The organism is Pseudomonas sp. RV120224-01b (assembly GCF_003208145.1).
Classification (GTDB): domain Bacteria; phylum Pseudomonadota; class Gammaproteobacteria; order Pseudomonadales; family Pseudomonadaceae; genus Aquipseudomonas; species Aquipseudomonas monteilii.
This window is the reverse complement of sequence record NZ_QKMQ01000002.1, coordinates 383,835-393,888: the sequence shown is the minus strand read 5'-3', so window position 1 is coordinate 393,888 and position 10,054 is coordinate 383,835. Positions and strand designations below refer to the sequence as shown.

8 protein-coding genes are annotated in these 10,054 nt (G+C 61.1%); 6 read left to right on the top strand and 2 right to left on the bottom strand.

Annotated elements, in window-relative coordinates; translation table 11 throughout:
• Both N436_RS05105 and norR read right to left on the bottom strand, forming a co-directional pair.
• Nucleotides 1–1,544: Ig-like domain-containing protein (locus N436_RS05105; protein WP_146232675.1), on the bottom strand; the 1,544-nt coding region annotated here is incomplete at its 3' end.
• Between the two features lie 191 nt (nt 1,545–1,735).
• Nucleotides 1,736–3,292, bottom strand: coding sequence for a nitric oxide reductase transcriptional regulator NorR (norR, locus tag N436_RS05100; protein ID WP_110740535.1), 1,557 nt, complete (start codon nt 3,290–3,292; stop codon nt 1,736–1,738).
• 154 nt (nt 3,293–3,446) lie between these two features.
• Between norR and hmpA the strand changes: the two genes are divergently transcribed.
• The 6 genes from hmpA (at nt 3,447) to cyoD (ending at nt 10,047) form a co-directional block, all read left to right on the top strand.
• Complete coding sequence (hmpA, locus tag N436_RS05095; RefSeq protein ID WP_110740534.1) at nt 3,447–4,625, top strand: NO-inducible flavohemoprotein; 1,179 nt, start codon at nt 3,447–3,449, stop codon at nt 4,623–4,625.
• 430 nt (nt 4,626–5,055) lie between these two features.
• Nucleotides 5,056–5,562, top strand: coding sequence for a disulfide bond formation protein B (locus N436_RS05090; protein ID WP_016713239.1), 507 nt, complete (start codon nt 5,056–5,058; stop codon nt 5,560–5,562).
• A 559-nt stretch (nt 5,563–6,121) separates the two neighbouring features.
• Nucleotides 6,122–7,063, top strand: coding sequence for a ubiquinol oxidase subunit II (gene cyoA / locus N436_RS05080; RefSeq protein WP_012270558.1), 942 nt, complete (start codon nt 6,122–6,124; stop codon nt 7,061–7,063).
• Nucleotides 7,064–7,066: 3 nt separating this feature from the next.
• On the top strand, nt 7,067–9,085 hold the full coding sequence (gene cyoB, locus N436_RS05075; protein WP_016713238.1) for a cytochrome o ubiquinol oxidase subunit I: 2,019 nt from the start codon (nt 7,067–7,069) through the stop codon (nt 9,083–9,085).
• Between the two features lie 3 nt (nt 9,086–9,088).
• The gene (gene cyoC / locus N436_RS05070) at nt 9,089–9,715 is read left to right on the top strand and encodes a cytochrome o ubiquinol oxidase subunit III (RefSeq protein ID WP_012051225.1); all 627 of its coding nucleotides are present in this window, start codon (nt 9,089–9,091) and stop codon (nt 9,713–9,715) included.
• A complete protein-coding gene (cyoD, locus tag N436_RS05065) occupies nt 9,715–10,047 on the top strand; it encodes a cytochrome o ubiquinol oxidase subunit IV (RefSeq protein ID WP_003248599.1) in 333 nt (110 codons plus the stop codon). Before cyoC ends, cyoD begins: the two co-directional genes overlap by 1 nt.
• Nucleotides 10,048–10,054: the final 7 nt, after the last annotated feature.

Genomic DNA, 10,054 nt, shown 5'->3' with positions numbered 1-10,054 from the left:
GTGCCATCGGCATCGATGGCCAGATTGCTCGGGCTGTCTGGCGCGGTGGTCAGTGGCACATCGTATTCGAGGGCAACGGAGGCGTTGCCACTGGGATCGGTCTGCACCAGGCTCAGCTGGTCACCCGGTTGTACCGCCGGATCAAGGTTGATGAGGAAGGTGCCATTGGCCCCGACCACCCCGGTACCGATCACGGTGCCGTTGGCATCGCGGACTTCGACGGTGGCACCCGGTTCACCTCGGCCGCTCAGGGCCAGGCCGCCACTGCCGACCAGGATGTCGCTGACTGCACTTGGCGGGGTAATGTCGGGTGCTGTGAATTCAAGCGGGATCGAGCTGTTGCCGGCAGCATCCACCAGGCGTATGTCCAGCGCTTCGCCGTTGGCCTGGGCGGGCGACAGCGTGACGCTGAACAGCCCGTCGGCACCGACCAAGCCTGTGCCAATGATGTTGCCAGCGGCATCACGCACCTGCACGGTGGTCCCCGGTTCACCGCGGCCAGTGAGGGTTACGCCGCTGGCAAGGGCGAGGTTGGTGGGCTGGTCTGGGGCGGTCGTATCAGGTGTCTCGACGTCTGGCGCTGAAATACTGGCCGAAGGCGAGGTGTTGCCGGCTGCGTCCTTGGCGCTGACCTCCAAAGCCTGGCCTTCGGTCTGTGGCGGTTGCAGGGTGATGCTGAACTGGCCGTCTGCACCGGCCACGGCTGAGCCCAGCAGCACCCCGTCGGCCCCCCGCACCGAAACCGTAGAGCCGGGTTCTGCACGGCCGGTGAGGGTGGTGCCCTGTTCATTGATGGCAAGGTCGGCAGGTGCAAGCGGCGCAGTCACGTCCGGGGCGGTGACTGTGCCAGGCGTCGAGACGTTGCCGGCGCCATCGGTCAGGGTGACTTCAAGGTTTTCGCTGTTAATCTGCGGCGGGTTCAACGTCACGTCGAAGGTGCCGTCGGCACCCACGGTGCCGCTGCCGATCAGGTTGCCGGCAGCATCACGGATGCTCACTGTGGTGCCTGCTTCACCACGGCCGGTCAGGCGCAGGCCATCCGGCGACACCAGCAGGTCAATGGGCGTGGCCGGTGCGGTGGTATCGGGGGCCGAGCCACCACTGCTACTGCCACTGTTGTTATCTGCCGCTGCTGCCGCGCCGCCGACACCGAGCAGGCTCAGCCCGGCAATCGCCCAGGTTGGCATGGCACTACCGGCGGTGCCGATACCCGCAACCAGGTCGTCCAGCGAGGTCACGTCCTCGAAGGTAAAGCCGGTGAAGGCCGTTGCATCGTATTGCGCGTGCCACAGGGTGCCGTCTTCGCCGACGAAGACAATATCGCTGCCGACCCCGGCCTGGTCCACGGCGAAGAAGTTGCCGATGGTGACCTTTTCACCCGACTTCAGGGTGATGATCAGGTCTTGCCCGCGTTGGGTAACAGTGGCCACCTTGTCGGGGGCTACCGGCATCTGCACGACGCCTGGCCCTTTGAGGTTGATATTGCCCCAGGCGCTCTGAGTGGCGACTTCGGTTTGCTTATCGGCGACGACGATGTTGTCCATGGATGCTCCCTGCTGGTATCCGGATCCCCCGGCCCGAACCGTTCGAGCCACAACCTGCGTCACAGAGCCCTTGCTGGGGCGTTCCGCGCAGTCTCGACCAGGCAGTCGAAATTCGGGTGGTTAGGGAGATATAGCAGCCAGGCGGGAAGCAACCAGATGGCTTTCTGGGTTAATCCTTTTGTAGGTGAGCCTCAGCGAAGCCCCAGCCGGCGGGCCAGCCGGCTCAGGTTTGCGCGGTCCAGGCCCAGCTCGCGGGCCGCTGCCGCCCAATTATCCTGGTGCCGTTGCAGGCAGGCTTCGATCACTTGGCGCTGGTAGAGGTCGACCGCTTCGCGCAGGCCGCCTTCAGGCAATGGTGCCAGTTGGGCAGGGGCTGCGGGGGAGGGCAGGGCGTTTGGGGTTACGAGCACCGCGCGCAGGTCCAGGTCGACGGCTTCAAGCGTGAGAATGCGTGGCCGGTCGGGGTGCTGGCCCAGTGCCTTGAGGGCCGAGCGGCCGATCAGGTGTTCCAGTTCGCGCACGTTGCCTGGCCACTCATAGGCCAGCAGCGCGGCCTGGGCTTCGCTACTTAGGCGCAGGCTGTTCAGGCCCAGGCGTGAACGGTTCTGTTCGAGGAAGTAGCCAGCTAATAACAACACATCTCGCCCACGTTCGCGTAAGGGCGGTACGTGCAACGGGTACACACTGAGGCGGTGATAGAAGTCGGCGCGGAAGTTGCCATTGCGTACTTCTGTGGCCAGGTCACGGTTGGTGGCGGCGATCAGGCGCACGTCCACACGGTGCTCGCGGTCCGAGCCCAGGCGCTGCAGTTGGCCGCTTTGCAGCACACGCAACAGTTTGGCTTGCACCGTTAGCGGCAGTTCGCCCACTTCGTCGAGGAACAACGTGCCGCCGTTGGCCAGCTCGAACTTGCCCCGGCGCTCGCCGTGCGCGCCAGTGAAGGCGCCGCGTACGTGGCCGAAGAGTTCGCTTTCCACCAAGGTATCGGGCAGGGCGGCGCAGTTGAGGCTGACCAGTGGCTTGTCGGCCCGGTTGCTGGCCTGGTGCAGGGCCTGGGCCACCAGTTCCTTGCCAACGCCCGTTTCGCCAGTGATCAGAACAGTCAGGTCGCTGCCGCCGACCAGGCGGATTTCCTCCACCAGGCGCTTATGCGCCGGGCTCTGGCCAATCAGCTCTTTATCCTGGCCGCTGGCCTGGCGGTAGATTTCGGCCCGCAGGTGTTCGTCTTCGGCGCGCAGGGCCAGGTGCTCAATGCGTTCGGCCACGGTAACGGTAGCGGCGGCCAGGCTGGCGAAGGCTTGCAGGGCATCCAGCTCCAGGCTCTGGAACTGCCCGGGGGTGAGGGCATCGAGGGTGACCAGGCCCCAGGGGCGCTCATCAACCATCAACGGGCAACCCATGCAGTCGTGCACTTCCAGGTCGGCATCGGGGGCGTTGACCAGGCCATCGTAAGGGTCGGGCAGTTCGGAGTCGCTGGCGAAACGAGTGGGCTCCGGGCGGCTGAGCAGTATCTGGAAGCGCGGGTGCTCGCTGACCCGGAAGCGTCGACCCAAGGTGTCAGGGCTCAGGCCATCCACCGCCAGCGGCACCAGCCATTCACCATCCAGGCGCAGCAGCGCGGCGGCATCGCACGGCAGTAGCCCGCGCATGGCTTGCAGCAAGCGGCGGTAGCGCTCCTGGTCGGGCAAGTCGCGGGAGAGGTCGCTGACCAGGGGCAGCAGGGTGGTGAGCAATGGCTTTGCGGTCATAAAGACTCCTATGGGTCGATATGACTATACGACGAGGTGGGTCGTTTTGACATGATTGGCGTCAACCTCCTGATTTTACTGGCGATAAAAGTTGGCACGATTGCTGAAATACCCAAGGCAGTCATTTGAAGCCACAGGCTCAGGAGTTGTCGCAATGCTCAATGCCGAACAACGTGCAATCATCAAGGCCACTGTACCCCTGCTGGAAAGCGGCGGCGAAGCGCTGACCACCCACTTCTACAAGATGATGCTCAGCGAGTACCCCGAGGTACGCCCGCTGTTCAACCAGGCCCACCAGGCTAGTGGCGACCAGCCACGTGCTTTGGCCAACGGTGTGCTGATGTATGCGCGCCACATTGACCAACTGGAGCAGCTGGGGGGATTGGTAGGGCAGATCATCAACAAGCACGTTGCCCTGCAGATTCTGCCGGAGCACTACCCGATCGTCGGCAGCTGCCTGCTGCGCGCCATCGAGGAAGTACTGGGCAAGGAAATCGCTACCCCTGAGGTGATCGAGGCCTGGGGCGCGGCCTATGGCCAGCTGGCCGACATCCTGATTGGCGCTGAAGAAAGCCTCTATAAACAGAAGGAAGAAGCCGAGGGCGGCTGGCGTGGTACCCGCGAATTCCGCCTGGTGCGCCGCGAGCAGGAAAGCAGCGAAATCGTTTCGTTCTACTTTGCCCCGGTGGATGGTAAACCGGTGCTCAAGGCCGAGCCTGGCCAATACATTGGCCTGAAGCTGGACATCGACGGTGCCGAACAGCGCCGCAACTATTCGCTGTCGGCGCTGTGCGATGGCAGGGAGTACCGCATCAGCGTCAAGCGCGAGGTGGGCGGCAAGGTGTCCAACTACCTGCACGATGAGCTGGTGGTGGGCGATACCCTGCAACTGTTCCCGCCTGCGGGCGACTTCACCCTGGCGGCCAGCGACAAGCCGCTGGTGCTGATTAGCGGAGGCGTGGGTATTACCCCGACGCTGGCCATGTTGCAGGCGGCGCTGCAAACCCGGCGCGAGGTGCATTTCATTCACTGTGCGCGTAACGGCGCGGTGCATGCCTTCCGTGAATGGGTCGATGGCCTGGCGGCGCGTCACCCGCAGCTCAAGCGCTTCTACTGCTATGCCGAGCCGGAGGGGGGCGCAGCGGCGGATGCTGTGGGCTTGCTGAGCGAAGACCTGCTGGCCGAGTGGCTGCCGCAGGCGCGTGATGTGGATGCCTACTTCCTTGGGCCCAAGGGGTTCATGGCGGCGGTGAAGCGTCAGTTGAAAGGGCTGGGTGTGCCGGAGCAGCAGAGCCGTTACGAGTTCTTCGGGCCGGCGGCTGCCTTGGAATGATGTAGCGCCTGTATCGGCCTCTTCGCGGGCAAGCCCGCTCCCACAGGTACTGCACAGGCTTTGAAAGCTGCGCTATCACTGTGGGAGGGGGCTTGCCCGCGAAGAGGCCGGTACAGGCAGTACACACCTTCTGCCTATATATAAGGAAAGATGAAACCGGGCTCGCCGCTTTCATCATTAATCCTCCGTTAATCACGGTATCCTTCACTCCCGGGTGTCGAGGGGCTTGCCCCTGCGCGGCACCCGGGCAGCCGCTTTTTTGCCGCCCGGCGTTGAACCGACGCCGTTGCGGTCGGTCTCAGCCTCACCGGATAGCCCTGCGCAGTGCTACCGCGCCGCTCCCTCGGCATGCTCACAGGCCATGCCCAGCGTGTAGACTTGCGCCCAGGCAGGCGGACCACGCTGCCACTATCCATCGAAGGAACCGGCAATGAACGAACAAACATCGCGCCTGAATCGGGAACGGCGCTTTCTGGTGCTGTTGGGCCTGATCTGCCTCTCGCTGATCGGCGGCGCCCTCTATATGCAAGTGGTACTGGGCGAGGCGCCTTGCCCGCTGTGCATCCTGCAGCGTTACGCGCTGCTGTTCATTGCCGTGTTCGCGTTCATCGCCGCCGCGATGCCCGGGCGCCGTAGCCTGACCTTCTTCGAGGTGCTGGTGGTGCTCAGTGCCATTGGCGGAATCATTGCGGCGGGCAACCATGTGTATATACTCGCCAACCCCATGGTCAGTTGTGGCATCGACACCCTGCAACCGATCGTGGACGACCTGCCACTGGCCAAGCTCTGGCCGCTGGCGTTCCAGGTCGACGGCTTCTGCAGCACGCCGTACCCGCCGATCCTCGGTTTGTCACTGGCGCAGTGGGCACTGGTAGCGTTCGTGCTGACCGCCATTCTGGTTCCGCTCGGTATCTACCGCAACCGACGCCAGGCTTAGACAAAAGTCCCGAATTGCATGGGGGCTTTTACGCCGCATGAGAAGAGGGAAAAGTTGCTCGCCGCTTGACCTGGATCAATCCCGAAGCCTTGTAGAATGCGGCTTTGAGGCCTGGCAAGCGGGGTGCGACAAACTGTCGCGAAGTTGAATTATTGAGCATCATTGTTACGGATTCTGTAAAAGACTGTTGCTCAATAAGTCATAGTCAAGGGTTGGCGACCTAACTACAATCGCCCCCAATTTCCGTTCGGCACTGCTTGCGAGTCGCAGGATTGAAGGAAGCCCCAGCGCTCCTTTTTGCTGACTTCGTCAAGTTTCGCCCAACGGCGATACCGGGCGGACCCCCCTCCGCGTTTTCCCGCACCAAATGGACTTGGTCTGAAGTACAGGCCTGTTGCCTACGAAACCATAAGCACCGCTAACACGCTCGAAGCCAAGGTCCTGCAGTCGGACCCCAGGCAGGAGCGAGTACGGGCGCGAAATGCCTCACTTGGCAGGACGAAGTGTTGGCTACCAAAACACAAATTGCATTGAAGCAAGCTGATCTAGAGGTCGTGAGATGAGTAAAAAGCGTTACCCCAGACTGTTTGGCATATTGCCCTTTTTAGGCATGCTTTTACTCAGTGGGTGCAACTGGACCCTGCTCGACCCGAAGGGCCAGGTCGGCATTGAGCAAAAGAACCTGATCCTGATCGCTACCGGCCTGATGCTGCTGGTGGTAATCCCTGTCATCATCATGACCCTGGCGTTCGCCTGGAAGTACCGTGCTTCCAACAAGGCAGCCACCTACACCCCTGACTGGTCGCACTCGACCAAGATCGAGGCCGCGGTGTGGATCATCCCGATCCTGATCATCATCGCCCTGGGTTACGTCACCTACCACTCCACCCACAAGCTGGACCCATACCGTCCACTGGATTCCGATGTGAAGCCGGTGCAGATCGACGTGGTCGCGCTGGACTGGAAGTGGCTGTTCATCTACCCGGAGCAGGGCATTGCCACGGTCAACAAGATCGTCTTCCCGGCTAACACCCCGGTCAACTTCCGCGTCACTTCCGACGCCGTGATGAACTCGTTCTTCATCCCGGGCCTGGGCGGCCAGATCTACGCCATGGCCGGCATGACCACCAAGCTGCACCTGATCGCCAACGAAAACGGCGAGTTCGACGGTATCAGCGCCAACTATAGCGGTGCTGGCTTCACCGGCATGAAATTCAAGGCTACTGCCACCTCCCAGGAAGACTTCGACAAGTGGGTCGCCGAGGTCAAGCAGTCGCCGAAGAAGCTGGACAAGGCCGAATACGACGCCTTGGCCAAACCAAGCGAAAACAACCCAGTCGCGCTGTACAGCGAGGCTTCGCCTGAGCAGTTCCAGCTGATCGTCGACAAGTACGAAGGCATGAACCGCGGTCGTAGCCACGAAGAAGCAGGCAGCAAAGACCTGGCCACAACCAAGGGTGTGGAATCGAGTATGCAACCAGCTGCCGGTGCAGAGGAGTAAGAGATGTTCGGTAAACTAAGCCTGGAGGCGATACCCTATCACGAGCCGATAGTCATGGTGACGCTTGCCATGATCGCGCTCGGCGGTATCGCTGTCGTCGGTCTTATCACCTATTTCCGCAAGTGGACCTACTTGTGGAGCGAGTGGCTGACTACTGTCGACCACAAAAAGATCGGCGTGATGTACATCATCGTCGCGATGATCATGCTGCTGCGCGGCTTTGCCGACGCCATCATGATGCGTACCCAGCTGGCTGCCGCAACCGGTGGCTCCGAAGGCTACCTGCCGCCTGAACACTATGACCAGATCTTCACCGCTCACGGTGTGATCATGATCATCTTCATGGCGATGCCGTTCTTCACCGGCCTGATGAACCTGGCGGTTCCTCTGCAGATCGGTGCACGTGACGTTGCCTTCCCGTTCCTGAACTCCCTGAGCTTCTACCTGCTGCTGGCAGGCGTGCTGCTGGTCAACATCTCGCTGGGCGTTGGTGAATTCGCCAAGACCGGCTGGGTTGCCTATCCGCCGCTCGCGGGCATTCAGTACAGCCCTGGGGTGGGCGTTGACTACTACATCTGGGCGCTACAGCTATCCGGATTGGGTACAACGCTTACCGGCGTGAACTTCCTCGTCACCGTGATGAAGATGCGCGCACCTGGCATGAAGCTGATGGACATGCCGATCTTCACCTGGACCTGCACCTGGGCCAACGTACTGATCGTTGCTTCGTTCCCGATCCTGACTGCTGCACTCGCGCTGCTGACTGTTGACCGTTATCTGGACTTCCACATTTTCACCAACGAGCTTGGTGGGAACCCGATGATGTACGTCAACCTGTTCTGGGCGTGGGGTCACCCTGAGGTTTACATCCTGATCCTGCCGGCCTTCGGCGTGTTCTCGGAAGTTACCTCGACGTTCTCTGGCAAACGCCTGTTCGGCCACCACTCGATGATCTACGCATCGGGCGCGATCGCCATCCTGGGCTTTGCGGTATGGCTGCACCACTTCTTCACCATGGGTGCCGGCGCCAGCGTCAACACCTTCTTCGGCCTGGCGACGATGCTGATCTCCATTCCGACCGGTGTGAAGCTGTTCAACTGGCTGTTCACCATGTACCAAGGCCGTGTGCGCTTCACCGCACCGATGCTCTGGACCCTGGGCTTCATGGTCACCTTCTCCATCGGTGGCATGACCGGCGTACTGCTGGCCGTTCCAGGTGCTGACTTCGTCCTGCACAACAGCCTGTTCGTTATTGCGCACTTCCACAACGTGATCATCGGTGGCGCGGTATTCGGCTACATCGCCGGTTTCGCCTTCTGGTTCCCGAAAGCCTTCGGCTTCACCCTGAACGAGAAGTGGGGCAAAGCTGCCTTCTGGTTCTGGCTGTCGGGCTTCTACGTTGCGTTCATGCCGCTGTACGCCCTGGGCTTCATGGGCATGACCCGTCGTCTGAACCACTCCGACAACCCACTGTGGGAACCCTACCTGTACGTAGCCGTTGTCGGCGCCGTGCTGATCCTGTTCGGTATCGCTTGCCAGCTGATCCAGCTGTACGTATCGGTTCGCGACCGCAACCAGAACCTGGACGTGACCGGCGACCCATGGGGCGGCCGTACTCTGGAATGGTCCACTTCGTCGCCACCTCCGTTCTACAACTTCGCTCACATGCCTGAGCAGGTTGGCCTGGACGCCTGGCACGAAACCAAGGAAAGCGGCAAGGCTTACAAGCCAGCGACCAAGTTCGACGCTATCCACATGCCGAGCAACACCTCCACCGGTTTGTTCATGGGCCTGTTCCTGACCGTCTTCGGCTTTGCCTTCATCTGGCACATCTGGTGGCTGGTTGGCGCAAGCCTGGTTGCAACCATCGCTGTCTTCGTTCGCCACGCTGCACGTGACGACCAGGGCTACATGGTTCCAGCCGAAGAAGTGGCGCGCATCGAAGGCGAGCGTATGAAAGCGCTGGCCAAAGCAGGTGCTCTGCCTGCCGGCGCACGTGTCGAATCGTTTGAGCGGGTGTAATCAATGTCCAGTCAAGTAATGCACGGCGGCGCTGCTCATGGTCACGACCATGGGCATGACGACCACCACCACGACTCGGGCCAGATGACCGTACTGGGCTTCTGGCTGTACCTGATGACCGACTGCATCCTGTTTGCGTCGCTCTTCGCTACCTACGCGGTGCTGTCCGGCAGTTTTGCCGGCGGCCCGTCGGGTCATGACATCTTCCAGCTCGATTTCGTAGCTGTTGAAACGCTGTTCCTGCTGCTGTCCTCGATCACCTTCGGCTTCGCCATGCTGAAGATGTTCGATGGCAAGAAAGCAGGCGTACTGGGCTGGTTGGCTGTGACCTTCCTGTTCGGTGCAGGCTTCATCGCGATGGAAATCTATGAATTCCATCACCTGATCAGCGAAGGCTTCGGCCCGCAGCGCAGTGGCTTCCTGTCGGGCTTCTTCGCCCTGGTAGGCACCCACGGTCTGCACGTGACTGCTGGTCTGATCTGGATGGCAATCATGATGTACCAGATCAACAAGCACGGCATCACGCCGACCGCCAAGACCCGCATGAGCTGCCTGAGCCTGTTCTGGCACTTCCTGGACGTGGTCTGGATCTGCGTATTCACCGTCGTTTACCTGCTGGGAGTTCTGTAATGGCTAACGCACACGACACTCATCACGAAGGTAACCACGGCAGCGTCAAGTCGTACATGATCGGCTTTGTACTGTCGATCATCCTGACCGCGATCCCGTTCGGCCTGGCCATGACCGCCAGCCTGCCGAAGAACCTGACCGTTCTGATCATCGTTGCCATGGCCGTGATCCAGGTAGTTGTTCACCTGGTTTACTTCCTGCACATGGACCGCTCGAAAGAGCAACGCAACAACGTATCGACGTTCCTGTTCACCACCCTGGTGATCGCTCTGCTTGTCGGCCTGTCGCTGTGGATCATGTTCAGCATCCACTTCGAAATGTTGGCCAAGTGAGGTAAGA

What these genes read in the sequence shown, in the direction of transcription:
- norR (WP_110740535.1), bottom strand. Translation starts at nt 3,292, where the DNA reads ATGACCGCAAAGCCATTGCTCACCACCCTGCTGCCCCTGGTCAGCGAC.
- hmpA (WP_110740534.1), top strand. Translation starts at nt 3,447, where the DNA reads ATGCTCAATGCCGAACAACGTGCAATCATCAAGGCCACTGTACCCCTG.
- N436_RS05090 (WP_016713239.1), top strand. Translation starts at nt 5,056, where the DNA reads ATGAACGAACAAACATCGCGCCTGAATCGGGAACGGCGCTTTCTGGTG.
- cyoA (WP_012270558.1), top strand. Translation starts at nt 6,122, where the DNA reads ATGAGTAAAAAGCGTTACCCCAGACTGTTTGGCATATTGCCCTTTTTA.
- cyoB (WP_016713238.1), top strand. Translation starts at nt 7,067, where the DNA reads ATGTTCGGTAAACTAAGCCTGGAGGCGATACCCTATCACGAGCCGATA.
- cyoC (WP_012051225.1), top strand. Translation starts at nt 9,089, where the DNA reads ATGTCCAGTCAAGTAATGCACGGCGGCGCTGCTCATGGTCACGACCAT.
- cyoD (WP_003248599.1), top strand. Translation starts at nt 9,715, where the DNA reads ATGGCTAACGCACACGACACTCATCACGAAGGTAACCACGGCAGCGTC.